We start from the raw sequence: 17,426 nt of genomic DNA on the forward strand, positions 1-17,426 counted from the left end.
AATACATTTTTTGATAAATTAATAAAGCCATAATGTATTTAATACATCAATCACAACATGAGACTGAAGTTATAAATAAATTATGGCTTTCCAATATATTTAATTTTAAAATTTTATATTTTCTTGTCTGATTATTTTTTTATTACATTTCCCATTTTTTTATAAAGTGGTAATGTTACTAAAGATATTATCACAGCTTTTAGTACATTAAATGGAGCTATCATCCAAATTACAAAAGTAAATAGGTCGTGAATTTTAGGATTTAGAGCTGAACCTAAGCCTATTATAGCATCTAGTCCCATCATTTGACCATAAAGTGGTAACATTACAAAATAATTCACTAATGAACCAATTATAGTCATTGCTATTGTTCCTAATACAAAACCAATTAATACACCTTTTAAATCTTTACTTCTCTTATATGAATAACAAAGTATCATTACATAAGAACCACCAATTAATATATTTGCAAATTCTCCTATCCCTCCAGTTGTTGTTGCTGTAATTGCTTGTAGTACATTTTTTACTACAACTATTCCAAACCCAACCACTGGCCCTAAAGACATACCACCAAATATTGCTGGAATATCTGATAAGTCAATTTTTAAGAAATCTGGAAATATACCTGGTATTGGTGCTTGAATAAACATTAGTAAATAAGATATTGCTGATAAAATTGACATTACTACTAAAGTTCTTGTTGAAATCATATTACCTCTTTTTGCTGTACTTTGCATAATTATTATCCTCCTAATAAATATATTTATATTTTTTAGGAAAAACAAAAAACTCGAAGACCCTATCTTCGAGTTTTTATGGATATAGTCTAAACAAACTAAAATAAACTTATTTATATTCCATAAATATCTTCTCTCATCCAGACTTTACTGTCGGCTTTGGAATTTCACCAAATCAACCACCTAAGTAGTTCGCGGGCTATACCGCCGGTAGGGAATCTCACCCTGCCCCGAAGATCTTCTTTGATTTTTTAATTTTCCTTACACTCTTATATTAGTTAATTTTTTAATAATTGTCAAGTTATTTTTTTTCGTACACTACTTTACCATTTATTATCGTGTAAAGCACCTTACTTTGAATCTCTAGTGGAGAATTATCCCAAATTACTATATCTGCATCTTTCCCAACTTCTATAGAACCTACTCTATCTTCAATCCCTAGAGTCTTAGCTGGATTTATTGTAATGGATTCTATTGCTTTTTCTTTTTTCATACCATGCTTAACTGCTATCCCTGCACATATTGGAAGATATTGAACTGGTATTACTGGATGGTCTGTCATTATACACACATCAAGCCCTGCATTTGAAAGTATTCCAGCTGTATTAAACGTTAAATTTCTAAGTTCAAATTTAGACCTTTCTGATAATGATGGTCCTACTATTACAGGAAATCCTTCTTCCAATAGCTCATCCACTATAAGATGACCTTCTGTACAATGGTCTAATGTAAGCTTTAAATTAAACTCTTTTGCAATCCTTATAGCTGTGAACATATCATCAGCTCTATGGGCATGTGCTTTAAAAGGAATTTCTCCTCTTAAAACAGGTATCAAACTTTCCATTTTTATATCATATTCAGGTTTTTCACAGTCTTCATCATCATGACTTTCATACAGGTCGACTTCCTCTAAATATTCTTCTGCTTTTTTAAGATTTTCTCTAAGTAATGAAGCTATTGCCATTCTAGTTTGTGGAGATTTATCATCTTGACCATAACAACTTTTTGGATTTTCTCCAAAGGCTATTTTAGATGCTACTGGATTTTTTATTACCATTTTATCAATTCTTTTTCCATATGTCTTTATAGCTATACATTGACCTCCCATAACATTCGCACTTCCAGGAGTTGTACATACAGAAGTTATACCACCTTCAAAAGCTTCTTTAAATGTTCTGTCCATTGGATTAATCCCATCTATAGGATTTAATTGTGGTGTTATTGGGTCAGTTTCTTCATTTCCATCTGCTCCTTCAAATCCTATACCATCTTCCCATAATCCTAAATGAGTATGGGCATCTATAAACCCTGGAAACACAAATTTACCACTTGCATCTATCACCTCTACATCTAAAGGTGCTATTAAATCTTTTCCTATTTCTATTATTTTTCCTTGGTCTATAAGTATATCTCCCTGAATTATTCCATTTGTTATGGTATTTATGTTACCATTTTTTACAAAAACCATTCATTTTCCTCCTGATTTTCAATACTATACTAATTATTTTAAATATTATTTTTTTACAATCTCATTTCATAATTTCTTAAATTTTTTATTATGCTACTTACATTTATAATTGTTACATGTAAGTAGCATAACTAAACATAAATTAGCCTATTTTTTCATTGACAATGCTACTCTTTTTTTATTTAAGTCAATTCCAATTACTTTTACATCTACTATATCACCTACTGTAACAATACTCATAGGGTCTTTTACAAAGCTATTACTCATTTCTGATTTATGAACTAATCCATCATTTTTTATTCCAATGTCTACAAATGCTCCAAAATCTACAACATTTCTTATAGTACCTTTTAAAGACATTCCTTCTTGTATATCTTCAATTTTTAAGACATCAGTTCTAAGTATAGGCTTTATACCTTCTTCTCTTGGGTCTCTTCCTGGTTTTTTGATTTCAGCTATTATATCTCTTAAAGTAACTTGACCTACTTCCAATTTTTCACTTAATTCTCTCAAACCAATTTCCTTAACTTTTTCATCTATTTCTTCTATATTTTTATTTTTTACATCATCCAAAGAATATCCTATTATTTCAATCATTTTTTTGCATATATCATAACTTTCAGGATGTACACCTGTATTATCTAGAGGATTTTTTCCATCTAAAATTCTCATAAATCCAGCACATTGAGTAAATGCTTGAGGTCCAAGTCTTTTTACTTTTTTCAATTGGACTCTTGATGTAAAGTCTCCATTTTCTTCTCTATATGCTATTATATTTTTTGCGATAACCTTACTTATTCCTGCAATATGCTCTAAGAGAGAATATGATGCAGTATTTAAATCTACTCCAACACTATTTACAGAATCCTCAACAACTCCATTTAATACTTCTTCTAATCTCTTCTTGTTTAAGTCATGTTGATATTGACCTACACCTATACTCTTAGGGTCTATTTTTACAAGTTCTGCTAATGGGTCTTGTAGTCTTCTCGCTATAGATATAGCTCCTCTTATTGATACATTTATATCTGGATGTTCTTCATTTGCAAGTTCAGATGCTGAATAAACTGATGCACCAGCCTCACTGACTATAACATATTGAACTTCTCTATCTATCTCCTTTATCATTTCTGATACAAATGTTTCTGATTCTCTTGATGCTGTCCCATTTCCTATTGAAATTATTTCTATATTATATTTCTCAATTAATTCTTTTAAAGTCTTCTTTGCCCCTTCTACATTATTTTGAGGGTCTGTTGGATATACTGTTGTATAGTCCAATAATTTACCATTTTTATCTACAACTGCTATTTTGCAACCAGTTCTAAATGCAGGGTCAAATCCCATAACTACTTTATCTTTAACTGGTGGTTGAAGTAATAAACTTTTAACATTTTTTCCAAATACACTTATAGCTCTTTCTTGAGCTATTTCTGTCAGATGATTTCTTATTTCTCTTTCTATAGATGGGAAAATTAATCTTTTATACGAATCTTCTATTGAATTTACAATTTCATCTTTATTCTTAAAGTTTTTATCATTTACATATTCATTTACTATATAATTTAAAACTTTATCATTATTTATTTCTAATTTAACTTTTAAAAAATTCTCTTTTTCTCCTCTATTTATTGCTAAAACTCTATGTGGAGCCATACTTTTTACTGCTTCACTATAATCATAATACATATCATAAACTGATTTCTCATCAGTAGAACTTTTACTAACTATCATTCCTTCTCTTAAAGCAAGCTCTCTTATGTATTTTCTAATCTTAGCATCATCTGAAACTGTTTCTGCAATTATATCTCTTGCGCCTTTTAGGGCATCCTCAACAGAAATTACTTCTTTTTCTTCATTTATATAACTCTTTGCCTCTAAATCTATATTATCTAGATTCCTCTCTAGTATTGATACTGCTAGATTTTCTAGACCTTTTTCTTTTGCTATTGTTGCTCTAGTCCTTTTCTTTTGTTTATATGGCGCATATATATCTTCTACTTCTTGTAGTGTTTTTGCTTTTTCTATATTTTGTGTTATCTCATCTGTTAATTTTCCTTGTTCATCTATTAACCTAACTACATCATCTTTTCTACTTTGAAGGTTTCTTAGATACATCAATTTTTCATAGAATTCTCTTAATGTGACATCACTCATCTCACCAGTCATTTCTTTTCTGTATCTAGCTATAAAGGGTATTGTATTTCCTTCATCAATAAGCTTTAGTGTATTATTTATTTGTTCGTCTCTGAGATTAAATTCATTTTTTAAGATTTGATTTATATCCAATTTTTTTCACTCCTAATGTTAGTTTTTTCATAAGTATAACAAACAGAACGAAGGCTGAGGGTTGTAGTCCTCAGCCTAAGTGCTGTAAAGTGCATAGTAAGCACTAACCTTCTTATATATCTATCTTAATTACTGTGCATTATTTATTAAACTGTCTTATTCATTTTTAAGTATTCATTGATAAACAAGTCTATATTTCCATTCATCACACTATCTACATTTCCAAACTCAGCATTTGTCCTATGGTCTTTGACTAACTTATATGGTTGGAAAACATATGACCTAATTTGGCTACCCCACGTTATTTGTGAGTATTTGCCTTGTATATCTTCTATTTTTTCCTTTTGCTCTAATTCTTTTAACTCTATCAATTTTGCCATCAAAAGTCTCATAGCTCTATCTTTATTTAAATGTTGAGACCTTTCATTTTGACACTGAACCACTACACCAGTAGGAATATGTGTTATTCTAACGGCTGAGTCAGTTGTATTTACATGCTGTCCTCCAGCACCAGACGCTCTATATGTGTCTATCTTTAAATCTGATGGATTAATTTCCACTTCTATATTTTCATCTAACTCTGGTGTTACATCTATAGAAGCAAATGAAGTATGTCTCTTTCCTGATGGGTCAAATGGAGATATTCTTACCAATCTATGAACCCCTTTTTCACTTTTTAAATATCCATAAGTGTTGGTTCCCTCTACAAGAATTGTAGCTGTCTTTATTCCCGCTTCAGGGTCTGATATTATATCTAAAAGCTTAACTCTATAACACTTACCTTCTGCCCATCTTATATACATTCTTAGAAGCATCTGAGCCCAATCTTGAGCGTCTAGACCTCCAGTTCCAGCATTTATAGATAATATAGCATTATTTTTATCATACTCACCATTTAGAAGAGTTTTTATTTTCATCTCAGATAATTTTTCTTCTATTGATTCTATAGACTTTTCTATATCCTTTTCAACAGAATCATCCTCTTCTTCTAGACCTATTTCAATTAATACTTCTACATCTTCTAATAAGCTGTTTAGACTTTCATATTCATCTAGAGTTTCTTTTAAAGCTTTATTTTCTTGAAGTACTTTTTGTGCTACTTCATTATCATTCCAAAAATCTTGTTTGTTTATCTTCTCTTCATTAATTTTTATCTTTTCCATCAATGAAGCTACGTCAAAGAGAAACCCTCAATTCTTCTAAATTTGAAGCTATTTGCTCCACACTATGTCTATACTCTTGTATCCTTAACATTTAATCCTCCAAGACTATCTTCCACAACAGTTTTTATATTTCTTGCCACTTCCACAAGGACATAAATCATTTCTTCCAACCTTTTCATCTTTTTTAATAGTTTTACTTGTTGGAAGAGTTCCATCTGATGGAGAAGTTAGATTTTCAACATCTACAACTGCTTTTCTTTCCACTGGAGCCTCTATTGTTATATTAAATAAATATCTTACAGTATCTTCTTTGATATGTTTATTCATCTCATCAAACATATCAAAACCTTCCATTTTATAAGCAATAACTGGGTCTTGTTGACCTACAGCACGAAGCCCTATACCTTGACGTAATTGATCCATTGCATCTATATGGTCTATCCAATGATTATCAACAGCTTGAAGTAAGATAACTCTCTCAACTTCTCTCATTCTTTCATAACCTATTTGTTCTTCTTTTGCAGTATATATCTTCATAGCTATTTCATAAACTTTTTCTGTTATTTCAACTGGATTAAGCTTTTCTATCTCTGGGATTTCTATACTACCTTTTGGTAAAAACAGATTATACATATGTTCCTTAAATCCGTCTTCATCAAATCCTTTATCTTTTGTATAAAGAGTCACTGATTCTTCTATTATAGAATGAGTCATTGACTGTACTTGCTCTTGTAAATCTTCACCTTCTAATACACGTTTTCTCTCTGCATATATTATTTCTCTTTGCTTATTCATAACATCATCATATTGAAGTACATGTTTTCTTATTCCAAAGTTTTTACCTTCGACTTTCTTTTGTGCACCTTCAATAGATTTAGATAATATTCTATGTTCTATAGGCATGTCTTCTTCAAGACCTATTTTATTTACGATTCCAGATATTCTATCACTTCCAAACAATCTCATAAGGTCATCATCAAGCCCTATATAAAATCTTGAGCTACCTGGGTCACCTTGACGACCAGCACGACCTCTTAACTGGTTATCTATTCTTCGAGATTCATGTCTTTCTGTACCAATTATAGCAAGTCCACCTGCTTCTATCACTTGTTTTTGTTCTTCTTCTGTTTGTTGCTTAAATTGTTTATATAATCTTTCGTACTCTGCTCTAGCTTCAAATAAAATTTCATTTCCTGCCACAGGTATTCCTTCTATTGGAGTATCAACTCTATTTACTACATCTTCTTTAAATCCATTTCTTCTCATTTCTCTCTTAGTTAAGAAATCTGGATTCCCACCTAAAACTATATCAGTACCACGACCAGCCATGTTAGTAGCTATTGTAACAGCTCCAAGTCTACCTGCTTGTGCTATTATTTCTGCTTCTTTATCATGGTGTTTAGCGTTTAACACTTCATGTTTAATACCTTTTTTCTTTAATATTTGTGATAGTAGTTCTGACTTTTCTATCGAAACTGTACCTACAAGTATTGGTTGATTAACTTTGTGTCTTTCAATTATTTCTTCAGCTACAGCGTTAAATTTACCTATCTCACTTTTATATACACAATCTGGTAAATCTTCTCTTACCATAAGCTTATTAGTAGGCACTTGAAAAACATCCATTTTATATATTGCTTTAAACTCTTCTTCTTCTGTTTTTGCTGTACCAGTCATACCTGAAAGTTTTTTATACATTCTAAAGTAATTTTGGAATGTTACAGTAGCTAGTGTTTTAGATTCTCTCTGTATTTTAAGACCTTCTTTTGCTTCTATTGCTTGATGTAAGCCTTCTGAATATCTTCTACCAAACATAAGTCTACCAGTAAACTCATCAACTATTACTATTTCTCCATCTTTAGCAACATAATCAACATCTTTTTTCATTATTACATGTGCTCTTAGAGCCTGATTTATATGGTGGTATAACTCTGTATGAGATATATCTGTTATATTATCAACATTAAAATATACCTCTGCTTTTTGTATACCTGATGCTGTTAGAGATACAGCCTTATCTTTTTCTTCTAATTCATAGTCATCTGGTTTTAAAGTTAACACAAATGTATTTGCATCTGAATATAAGTGAGTTGATTTATCTCCAGGACCAGATATAATAAGTGGTGTTCTAGCTTCATCTATAAGTATAGAGTCGACCTCATCCACTATCGCATAATTTAATCCTCTTTGAACTCTTTGCTCTTTGTGTATTACCATATTGTCTTTTAAGTAGTCAAATCCGTATTCATTATTTGTACCATAAGTTATATCACAATCATATTGTTCTTTTCTAACTTTTGGATTTTGACCATGTACAATAACACCTACACTCATTCCTAAAAACTCATAAACTTTTGCCATTTGGTCTCTATCACGTTTTGCAAGGTAGTCATTTACTGTTACAACATGTACACCTTTTCCAGTAAGAGCATTCAAATAAACAGGAGCAGTTGCAACCAAAGTTTTACCTTCACCTGTTTTCATCTCAGCTATTCTTCCTTGATGTAATACTATACCTCCAATCATTTGAACTCTGTAGTGTCTAAGACCTAATACTCTTTTAGAAGTCTCTCTGACTACTGCAAATGCTTCTGGAAGTATATCATCTATACTTTCTCCATTTTCTAATCTTTCTTTAAATGTATTTGTCATATTTTTAAGTTCCGAGTCTGCCATAGATTCAAATTTAGGTTCTAATGAATCTATTATATCAACAGTCTTACTGAACTTTTTCAATTCTTTTTTATCTGCCATGTTGAATAAACTATCCATAAAGCTCATATTTTACATCTCTCCTCGTTCTTTATTGTACTATTATTCATTTTACCATAAAAACTATACTTTTAATATTAATTTAAAAAGCTATCGATAAATAATTTATCGATAGCTAATATGATTAAATCTAAATTGCTTTATTCATGTTCTATTATACCATATCCGCCATTATGACGTTTATAAACTACGGCTATTTCATCTGAATCTATATTCTTGAACATATAGAAATCATGTCCTACTAATTCCATTTGTAATACAGCTTCTTCTTCGCTCATTGGCTTAACACTAAACTTCTTACGTCTTTGAATTACTATATCTTGATTTTCATCTTCGTAATCTTCTTGTTCATCTGCTAGATTTATCTCTGCATCTTGGAATCTTATACTCTTATTGTCTTGATGCTTATCTTGTAGTCTCTTTTTATATTTTTTTAATTGTCTACTTAATTTATCATATACAACATCTATAGCTGTGTATAAATTTTCCTGCATATCTTCTGCTCTAATTATAGGACCATTTACAGTAGCTATTGTTACTTCTATTTTTTGTCTTGTTTTTCTAGCACTTACTGTAACCTTTACATCAGTGTCTGGATGAATGTAATTATCTAACTTACTTAATTTGCTTTCGATTTTATTTTTTATTGCATCAGTCAATTCGATTTGTTTTCCAGATATAATTATGTTCATAAGTACATCTCCCTTCAATTATGCCAGTATAAGAAAATTTATACTTTAATAATATATTCTACACGAACTCTCATAATCCTTCTTTTATTATTAACTTTTGTGATTTTTTCTATTCAATTGATAGAATTATTTTTCATTTTTAATCACCTTAACGCTTATGTGGATTAATATTATAACAATACCCTGTGGATAATGTGGATAAAACTGTTAATAACTCTTGTTCCTGTGTATTTAAAGCTATTTTTATTGCCCTTTCTATCCACAAATATCTCCAATAATTGTTTATTAATATGTGAATTCATGTCATAAAGTGGTAATTTTAGGAAATTATATGTATTCTATGCCACTTAACTTTTATAAATTTTTCATAGTTATCCACCTTCTAAGACCTCCATATTTCATTTTTTCTTTCACTATTTAGTTTAGCTTCAAGATTACCTAAAAGTAGTAAAGCATCATAACAATAATTTCTTAATCAATATTCATATACCCAAACTACAATTGACTAACACTCTTTATTTAATCTAATAAGTTGTATAAATCATATATGTTTATATTATTTCGAAATTATATCTACTAATTGTTTAAGCTTTTGTCTGTCTATATCTTCAAATGGACTCTTATCTATTCTAACAGCTGTACCAAAATGAAAATTACTTGCCTTAGTTACTCCCTTTATTTCAACTATATTATTAAAATTAAGACCTCCACCTAAAAGAATTTTTATATTATTAGAGTTAAGCATCATATCTTTTATAATTTTTATATTATCTTTTATATTTCCCTTGCCCCCTGATGTTAGTATATTTGTAATTCTGTCATAATTCTTTAGAATATTAACACTTTCTATTGTATTTGATTCATCTATTGCTCTATGAAATGTAACATCAAGATTATCGCAGTATTGCAACAAAAAATCTAAATTTTCTTCGTCTATATTATCATTCTTATCTAGCATTCCAAATACAACTCCATTAGCTCCAATCTCTTTGACTGTATTTATATCTTTTAACATTATGTTTATATCCTCTTTACTATACACAAAACTTTTGGCATGAGGTCTTATCATTACATTCACAGGTATCTTTACACTGTTAACAACACTTTCTATAAGGCCAAAGCTTGGTGTCAGTCCTCCTTCAGTTAAAGCACTAACTAATTCTATTCTATCTGCGCCACAATCTTCTATAATCTTAGCGTCTTCTACTGTCATTCCTATTATCTCTAACATAACTACTCCTTTGCTAATTCATATATTGCATTTGCAAATATCTTTGCATTTAAAATTATATCATCTATATCCATATATTCGTCGTGATTATGTGCTATTCCTTTTTGTCCTGGAAACGAAGGTCCAAATGGAACTATATTTGGCATTACTTTTGCATATGTACCTCCATTAGTTGTTACTGGAGTACCATCTAATGATGTTACTCTTTCATAAGCTATTTGAAGTTTTTTAACAAGCTTACTATCCTTATCAAAATATACAGGATTAAAATTACAAATTACTTCTATCTCTGTACCATTAGGAAAATTAGATTTTATTTCATGTAGTACATCTTCTAGTTTATAACTAAAGTCATATTTTACTTTTATCTCCAGCATTATGTAACTATTCTCTTTATGTAACTCTTGATTTGTAACAATCACTTTTTCAGACATATTTTCTATAAAGCTTAAAAATATATCTTCCTTATAGTTACAGTTATTTTTGATTATAATTTTCGCCATACCTTTTTCACCATATACAACAGGATATTTGCAATCTGGTGTGAACCCCATTATAGGAGGTTTTTCTTTTTTTAAATAATATGGTATATCTTTAAATCCACTTTCTTCATTTGTACCAAAAATTATCCTAACTTTTTTATCTAACTTTAAACTTAATTCTTTAATAACATATAGTCCATATAAAGCACACATTATAGGACCTTTATTATCTAATACCCCTCTACCATAGATTCTTCCATTATATATATCTCCTCCATAAGGTTGATATATCCAATTTTCACCTTCATGTACTACATCTACATGGCCAATTACACAGATATAATCTTTACTATCTCCATATTCTGCATAACCAATATAATTGTCTAAGTTTCTAACTTTAAATCCTAATTTTCTTGAAATTTCTAGTGCTTTATTAAGTGCTTTTCCTACCTTTTCGCCAAAAGGGAAGCCATTTTCTGGCTCCCCTTCAACGCTAGGTATTTTTACAATATCTACAATATCACTTAATAAATCTTCTTTTATCTCATCTACTTTATTGTTTATGATATTCATAAAAATCTCCTTTTAAATATTAAAGAACTCTACTTTACTGTATAAATACAAACTTTATTCACTCACTTCTATTGGTGCCTTTATTCTAGCTTCATATGCTTCCATCCACTCGTTTGAAACAACCTTATGTATAGTTTTACCATCTATTCTATTTGATATATACACTGTAGGAGTTTCTGCTTTAGTAGCTACTGAGAATGTAAAGTCAGCTATATTTGTAGCTACTCCCCACTCTCCTTTATTATTCATAGCAACTAATGATAAATCTCCAGCTTTTCCTCGTCTTTTGATAAGCTGTTCATCTAACTCATTTACTGCTATATCACATGCCTCTTGTGGATGTTTTCCTTCTTTCATAAGTCTAACTATCTCATATGATATACATCCTTTCATCAAATCTTCTCCAAGACCAGTAGCTGTAGCCCCTCCTATGCTACTATCAACGAAGAACCCCGAACCAGATAGTGCAGAATCTCCTATTCTACCTCTTTTCTTCATAAATAGACCACTTGTTGAGGTTGCTGCACACATCTTTCCATTTTTATCTAAAGATATCATCCCAACAGTATCATGACCAGCATATGGGCTTAATCCTTTATCTAAAGTTTCTTTTTTCCTTTTCTTATAATGGAGCTTAGCTCTATCTGTTAACATATTTTTTCTTTCAAATCCATTTTTATGAGCATACTCTTCAGCTCCTATTCCAACTAAGAAATTATTCACTTTCTCATAACTTAGTTTTCTAGCTATACTGACAGGATTAGAATAATCTCTTATACCTGCAACTGCTCCTATATCTAGTGTGTTTCCATCCATAAATGCAGCATCAAGTTCTACTTCACAGTTTTCATTTGGAAGTCCTCCATATCCAACCGATTTATAGAATGGATAATCTTCAACTTTTCTTACAGCAAGTTCTACAGCATCTCCTGCTTCCATTCCTTTTTCTAAATGTTCTGATGCTTCAGTGATTCCTTCTATGGCCATTCTCCATGTTGCTATCATTCCCCACATATCAGAAAATCCCTCCTTAATTATATAAACTCTATCCATATACTTTAATCATAATATAGTATGGTACTTAAACTTGACAATTGGTGGAGTATTAATTAATAACAAAATTCTTCTCTCATTGAAGTTATATCTTCTTTATTTGCTATTGATTTTGCTAATTTACATATATTGTTTAGTGAATCGTTAAGACCAATTCCACCTTTTTTAGGTGTCTTAACTATACATATATCATTTTTGTATTCGTTTATTATATCTGTATTTTCTTCTGACATAGCCGCAAAAGCTGGTATATCCGTTTTATTGTTTATACTTTTAGATAATATTGCTGACATCTTAGAAAAATTTTCATAGTTAAAACTTGGTCCGCAAATTACTACATCAGGATTTAACTTTTTAACCATAGCTATCATCTTATTTGTTACTTCTTCTTCATTGTTTATAAAAAATTCATCCCCACAAAAAAGTGTCGCTATCACTTTAGATTCTTTTAAAAATGGTTCCATCATTATACCTGGACCTAATGGGCTTGATTTTCCAGCAGGAGGTATATTGCTTTTTTCTTTCCCACCTGCACCTGCTTGTATTTGATCCAATATCATAACTATTTTCTTCATAATTTTCCTCCTATAATACTAAATCATCAAAAGATATATCATCATCTTCCTCTTCAACATTTGTTTTTTCTTCTTTTAAATATTGTTTATCTAACATTTTTATAAATGGCATGTACATAAATATTCCTAGTACAAGAAGTATTATTTGTAGTAAAGCACCTTGCCATCCTGTTGTTAGAAATCCAGAGAATATAATTGGAGTTGTCCATGGCAATTGAACTCCATTTGTAAGTGGTACTAATCCTGCTGACATACAGAAATAAGCTATTATTATGTTTATTGTTGGAACTATTGCAAATGGTATCAATAATATTGGGTTAAGCATTATTGGTAGACCAAATATTAATGGCTCATTTATTCCAAATATCCCTGGTAGAATTGATAATTTACCCATTGATTTTATACGTTTACTTTTGCATATAAGTAACATAGCTATAATTAAGGATAGTGTACTACCTGCTCCACCAAATGTTGCAAACATATCCTGGAATTGACCAGTTATTATGTTTGGTATTTTTGAACCAGCTTGAAAAGCAGCTAAATTTTCAGCTGATAAAATTTTTAATATTGGATTATAGACAGCTCCAACAACACTACTACCATTTATTCCAAAGAACCAGAATAAATGTAAGAATATATAAGCTATTGCCATAGCACCTAAACTATTTCCTAATTTTAATAATGGCATTTGTAAAAACTTAAATATAAATTCATGTATACTTCCATATGGTGTAGCTTCAAAAGCAATCTTAACTAAAAAGAAAACTATCATAACTATTGCACTTGGTATTAATGCAGCAAATGATTTTGAAACAGTTGGAGGAACTCCATCTGGCATCTTCAATGTCCACCCTTTTTTGACAACTACTGCAAATAATTTAACAGATGTTATTGCGGTTATCATTCCTACAAACATTCCCTTAGAACCCATCCAACCTAATGGGATACCTGTTACCATATAGACTGCCTTTGTTCCTTCTGGTGTATATGGTATTACAAATGGTGTCACTATAAAAAAAGCGACTATTGCAACTGCTGCTGATGCAATTGGGTCTACATCTATTTGTTTAGCATAAGAGTAACCAATTCCTAAAACTGCAAGTAAAGTCATTACTTCAAAGGTCGCTATAGTTGGTTGTTGTAATTTTACTGCCCAATCTGGACCAAAAATTTGACCTACGAATTCGTCCCATCCTTTTATTGGGAAGTTTGCTACTAATAAAAATAACGACCCTATTATCAATAATGGTGATGATACTAAAAAACCATCTCTAATTGCAATTAATAATTTATTTTTACCTATTTTTTCAGCCAATGGCATAAGTATTCTTTCCAATTTATTCATCTATCCACCCTCATTTCTCAGTATCTTTTTACTATATTTTAAGCCTTTAAGCTTGTTTAGATTTTATTAATTTTATAGCAAGCTTTAGTACTTTTTCTCCATTCATAGTTCCATAATCAGTTTCGTTTATTATATCCACAGGTTTTCCTTGAGCTTCAAACTTTGGCTTTAACTCCTTTAGCATGTATTTAACTTGAGGCCCTAACAATATACAATCTGGATTCTTTTCTGCAACTATCTTATCAATTTCTGCTATTGGAAATGCTTCTACTTCTATTGGTAAATTGTGTTCATCTGCTACTTTCTGCATCTTTCCTGCAAGTAAGCTTGTTGACATCCCAAAACTACAAAATAAATATACTTTTCTCTTCATTATCTTAAATCCCCCTTAACTACTTTTTATTTTAGTTTTTGAATTTCTTTTCTTAGCACTATCATTTCTTTTATAAGGTTTCTTTCACTCATACAAGTCATTAAATGGTCTTGAGAGTGAATTAGTAAGATAGATATATCTGACTTATTTCCTCCTGCTTCCTTTTGTATAAGTTCTGTTTGTACTTTATGTGCTTTTAATATTTCTTCATTTGCACTTTCGATTAATTCATCAGCCTTTTCAAAATCGTTTTCCTTTGCACAATCAAGAGCTTCGTAAAGCATAGATTTTGCATTTCCAGCATGAATTATAATCTTTAATACTATTTCTTCCATTTCTTCCTCCTAAATTACTTGTCTACTTTTAACTGATTTCTATCTGATAGATATATAATATCTTATAAAAACAAAAAAACATGCACAACTTTTTCCATTACATGGAAAATTTTGTGCTTATTCACATTTTGATATAAATTTATATAAGAATATTTTTTATATTTTTAATATCACATTTACTTAGCACATCAAGCATATTTTCATCTTCTGTCAATTTAGATATTTCTTTGAATAATTCTCTAAATACTTTTCTATCATCATCTTTTTTATAAGCTAACAAAAGTATAATCTTTATGTATTTTCCATTTCTAATTTTTATTGGTGTTTTCAATCTTGCAAAACATAGGACAGATTGTTTTATATATTTCATATCTCCATGAGGAAACAATATTCCTTTCCCGACATTAGTTGGATATGCCTTTTCTCTTTCTATAATAGAATTTAAATACTCCTTATCTGCATAATGCTTTTCGATTAATAAATTAGTTAAGTATGCTATAGCCTCATAAATATCATTATGTTCTAGCTCTCTTATTAAATAATCAGACATCATTAATCTATTCATAAGTTTATATGATGTATCTTTTTCTTTTATTTTGTTGGTAAATTCTTTGAGTTTATTTTCATCTTCATCAGTAAATAGTGGTGTTGTTATAAAAATTGGCTTTTGTACATTTTCATATTCTTGAAATGCAATTATAAAATCTATCATTTTATTGAAGTTATCTCTTCTTAAATCTTCTTCCCTTAGTGTTTCAACTATTTCTATATTATTAAATCTCTTTTCTATCTTTACTTTTAGTAACATACTTACTCCAAAGCTAAATGGGCATACGATACTTGCTTTTTTAGTTGATTCTCTCTTATTACTTTTTCTTTCTAAAGATGTTTGAAAGTGAAGAGTAAGATAACCTATTTCATCTTCAGTTATTTGTTTTTCTTTTTGCTCAATTCCTATTGAATTTGAAATTACTGTAAATAAAAAACAAAATTTATTTTTTATATTATCTAAAAGTGGATTTTCCAAATAAACATTACTTTGCATTTGGTGCATTGTAACATTTAAGTGACATATTAATTGGTCATAAAGCAATATATCATTATTAAAGTTTATACCTGATTCTTCTGATACTAGATTTATAATTCTTTTTGTGTACTCTGATAATTCTTCATTAAGGTATAGTGATTTTTTAGTATCTTTACTATTTATTTGTTTATTCATACCAAGTATTAGTGACTCTATAAATAATTTTTCTTCATGGTTTAACACTATAGACAGACTGGATTTCAACTCATTTTCTATATCTAATATAAGAATTTCTAATTTTAGTTCTTTTTTAGTATTTAATATTTCAAAAAAATTCCCTAACCTTATTCGTATGATATTTATAAGTAAAAATAACATCAATTGCCTGAATGAGACATCTGTAAGTCTTATATCCATTTTATCTTCTATCATAGACATTATATTTTTGACAACTATTATGTCTACCATATGGAAATATTCTATTTCATCCATGTTTAGTCTGTATTTATCTATATATTTAAATAAGAACGCCACTAACATTATCCTTATGTCTTTCTCATTTCCCTCAATACATATACCACTACCTGTTTTAGTTGAAATTTTTAAATTATAATTACTTAATTCTACTGATAATTTATTTATTTCTTCTCTAACAATATTTTTATTTATATACAATTTATTGGATAAATCATTTAAGGTAATTTTCTTATTATTGCAAAGTAATAGATTCAATATCTCAACTTGTTTATGAAGTTCACTATTTACTCTTTTAACTTCACCTCTTAACTTCTGATTTACTACTATTTTATCCGTATCATCTCCACTAAACTTAATCCCTATGTTAGGCTTTCTTTTAATATAAGCACTACAAAAAGTAGATAACCATTCATCAATGTACTTACAATCATTTCTTATTGTTCTCTCTGAGCACTCAAAATCGTTAGCAATCTCATTGATATTTATAAATTCTTCTTTTAATAGCAATACTGTCAACAAGTTCTCTTGTCTTTTGTTCATATATATCACCTCTTTATGACTCATTCTAAATTTATTATATATAAAAAAGAGCTACACATAAAAACATTATGTTAGCTCTCTTTTAATATGATATTTAGCTGACCTGGTCTTTGACCCCACACTCGCCTACTGGAGGGTTCGCTTGGGTTCGCCGCACTACTACTCTCTCTCGATTTTATTATCGGTAGGTCTTACTTCTAAGCCGCACCATGCTCATTAACTCAACTTTTAGTGTTAACTTACGTGGATCCTTTTGCCTGCGACTGGCTTGGACTTTCAACCACAGACCTAAAT

14 protein-coding genes and 1 riboswitch are annotated in these 17,426 nt (G+C 29.8%); all 14 genes read right to left on the reverse strand.

What is annotated here, in order from left to right:
- Positions 1–131 precede the first annotated feature (131 nt).
- Entirely contained in the window at positions 132–737 is a 606-nt protein-coding gene (locus tag KGF45_RS12715; protein WP_227827865.1) for an ECF transporter S component, read from the reverse strand.
- Between the two features lie 124 nt (positions 738–861).
- Positions 862–979: riboswitch (FMN riboswitch) on the reverse strand.
- 59 nt (positions 980–1,038) lie between these two features.
- Positions 1,039–2,205, reverse strand: a complete 1,167-nt coding sequence (locus tag KGF45_RS12720) for an amidohydrolase (protein WP_227827866.1) — start codon at positions 2,203–2,205, stop codon at positions 1,039–1,041.
- 147 nt (positions 2,206–2,352) lie between these two features.
- Positions 2,353–4,494, reverse strand: coding sequence for a Tex family protein (locus tag KGF45_RS12725; protein WP_227842676.1), 2,142 nt, complete (start codon positions 4,492–4,494; stop codon positions 2,353–2,355).
- Between the two features lie 146 nt (positions 4,495–4,640).
- Positions 4,641–5,748, reverse strand: a protein-coding gene (gene prfB / locus KGF45_RS12730; protein WP_227842677.1) for a peptide chain release factor 2 whose coding sequence is annotated in 2 segments (ribosomal slippage) — positions 4,641–5,672 and positions 5,674–5,748 — 1,107 coding nt in all. Because the reading frame shifts where the segments join, the coding sequence is not laid out codon by codon here.
- Positions 5,749–5,762: 14 nt separating this feature from the next.
- Entirely contained in the window at positions 5,763–8,438 is a 2,676-nt protein-coding gene (gene secA, locus KGF45_RS12735) for a preprotein translocase subunit SecA (RefSeq protein ID WP_227827869.1), read from the reverse strand.
- Positions 8,439–8,569: 131 nt separating this feature from the next.
- Positions 8,570–9,121, reverse strand: a complete 552-nt coding sequence (hpf, locus tag KGF45_RS12740; RefSeq protein ID WP_227827870.1) for a ribosome hibernation-promoting factor, HPF/YfiA family — start codon at positions 9,119–9,121, stop codon at positions 8,570–8,572.
- Positions 9,122–9,677: 556 nt separating this feature from the next.
- A complete protein-coding gene (locus KGF45_RS12745; protein WP_227842678.1) occupies positions 9,678–10,352 on the reverse strand; it encodes a copper homeostasis protein CutC in 675 nt (224 codons plus the stop codon).
- Between the two features lie 2 nt (positions 10,353–10,354).
- Positions 10,355–11,407: a Sapep family Mn(2+)-dependent dipeptidase gene (locus tag KGF45_RS12750; protein WP_227840006.1), complete on the reverse strand. Its 1,053-nt coding sequence runs from the start codon at positions 11,405–11,407 to the stop codon at positions 10,355–10,357.
- A gap of 54 nt (positions 11,408–11,461) precedes the next feature.
- Positions 11,462–12,421 (reverse strand): N(4)-(beta-N-acetylglucosaminyl)-L-asparaginase, encoded by a 960-nt coding sequence (locus KGF45_RS12755; protein ID WP_227840007.1) that lies wholly within the window; start codon positions 12,419–12,421, stop codon positions 11,462–11,464.
- A 95-nt stretch (positions 12,422–12,516) separates the two neighbouring features.
- Positions 12,517–13,035, reverse strand: a complete 519-nt coding sequence (locus KGF45_RS12760; protein WP_227827874.1) for a GrdB-related putative oxidoreductase — start codon at positions 13,033–13,035, stop codon at positions 12,517–12,519.
- 10 nt (positions 13,036–13,045) lie between these two features.
- The gene (gene celB / locus KGF45_RS12765; RefSeq protein ID WP_227842679.1) at positions 13,046–14,380 is read right to left on the reverse strand and encodes a PTS cellobiose transporter subunit IIC; all 1,335 of its coding nucleotides are present in this window, start codon (positions 14,378–14,380) and stop codon (positions 13,046–13,048) included.
- Positions 14,381–14,426: 46 nt separating this feature from the next.
- Positions 14,427–14,753, reverse strand: a complete 327-nt coding sequence (locus tag KGF45_RS12770; protein ID WP_227434553.1) for a PTS sugar transporter subunit IIB — start codon at positions 14,751–14,753, stop codon at positions 14,427–14,429.
- 26 nt (positions 14,754–14,779) lie between these two features.
- Positions 14,780–15,088: a PTS lactose/cellobiose transporter subunit IIA gene (locus KGF45_RS12775; RefSeq protein ID WP_227483559.1), complete on the reverse strand. Its 309-nt coding sequence runs from the start codon at positions 15,086–15,088 to the stop codon at positions 14,780–14,782.
- A 139-nt stretch (positions 15,089–15,227) separates the two neighbouring features.
- A complete protein-coding gene (locus KGF45_RS12780; RefSeq protein ID WP_227842680.1) occupies positions 15,228–17,132 on the reverse strand; it encodes a BglG family transcription antiterminator in 1,905 nt (634 codons plus the stop codon).
- Positions 17,133–17,426: the final 294 nt, after the last annotated feature.

Origin of the sequence: Clostridioides sp. ZZV14-6154, from assembly GCF_020657785.1 — a bacterium.
In the GTDB taxonomy this organism is placed as follows: domain Bacteria; phylum Bacillota; class Clostridia; order Peptostreptococcales; family Peptostreptococcaceae; genus Clostridioides.

Bases quoted from the DNA above. Each gene is read 5' to 3' on its own strand.
- KGF45_RS12760 (WP_227827874.1), bottom strand. From the start codon at position 13,035: ATGAAGAAAATAGTTATGATATTGGATCAAATACAAGCAGGTGCAGGT.
- celB (WP_227842679.1), bottom strand. From the start codon at position 14,380: ATGAATAAATTGGAAAGAATACTTATGCCATTGGCTGAAAAAATAGGT.
- KGF45_RS12755 (WP_227840007.1), bottom strand. From the start codon at position 12,421: ATGTGGGGAATGATAGCAACATGGAGAATGGCCATAGAAGGAATCACT.
- KGF45_RS12750 (WP_227840006.1), bottom strand. From the start codon at position 11,407: ATGAATATCATAAACAATAAAGTAGATGAGATAAAAGAAGATTTATTA.
- KGF45_RS12770 (WP_227434553.1), bottom strand. From the start codon at position 14,753: ATGAAGAGAAAAGTATATTTATTTTGTAGTTTTGGGATGTCAACAAGC.
- KGF45_RS12720 (WP_227827866.1), bottom strand. From the start codon at position 2,205: ATGGTTTTTGTAAAAAATGGTAACATAAATACCATAACAAATGGAATA.
- KGF45_RS12745 (WP_227842678.1), bottom strand. From the start codon at position 10,352: ATGTTAGAGATAATAGGAATGACAGTAGAAGACGCTAAGATTATAGAA.
- secA (WP_227827869.1), bottom strand. From the start codon at position 8,438: ATGAGCTTTATGGATAGTTTATTCAACATGGCAGATAAAAAAGAATTG.
- KGF45_RS12780 (WP_227842680.1), bottom strand. From the start codon at position 17,132: ATGAACAAAAGACAAGAGAACTTGTTGACAGTATTGCTATTAAAAGAA.
- hpf (WP_227827870.1), bottom strand. From the start codon at position 9,121: ATGAACATAATTATATCTGGAAAACAAATCGAATTGACTGATGCAATA.
- KGF45_RS12715 (WP_227827865.1), bottom strand. From the start codon at position 737: ATGCAAAGTACAGCAAAAAGAGGTAATATGATTTCAACAAGAACTTTA.
- KGF45_RS12775 (WP_227483559.1), bottom strand. From the start codon at position 15,088: ATGGAAGAAATAGTATTAAAGATTATAATTCATGCTGGAAATGCAAAA.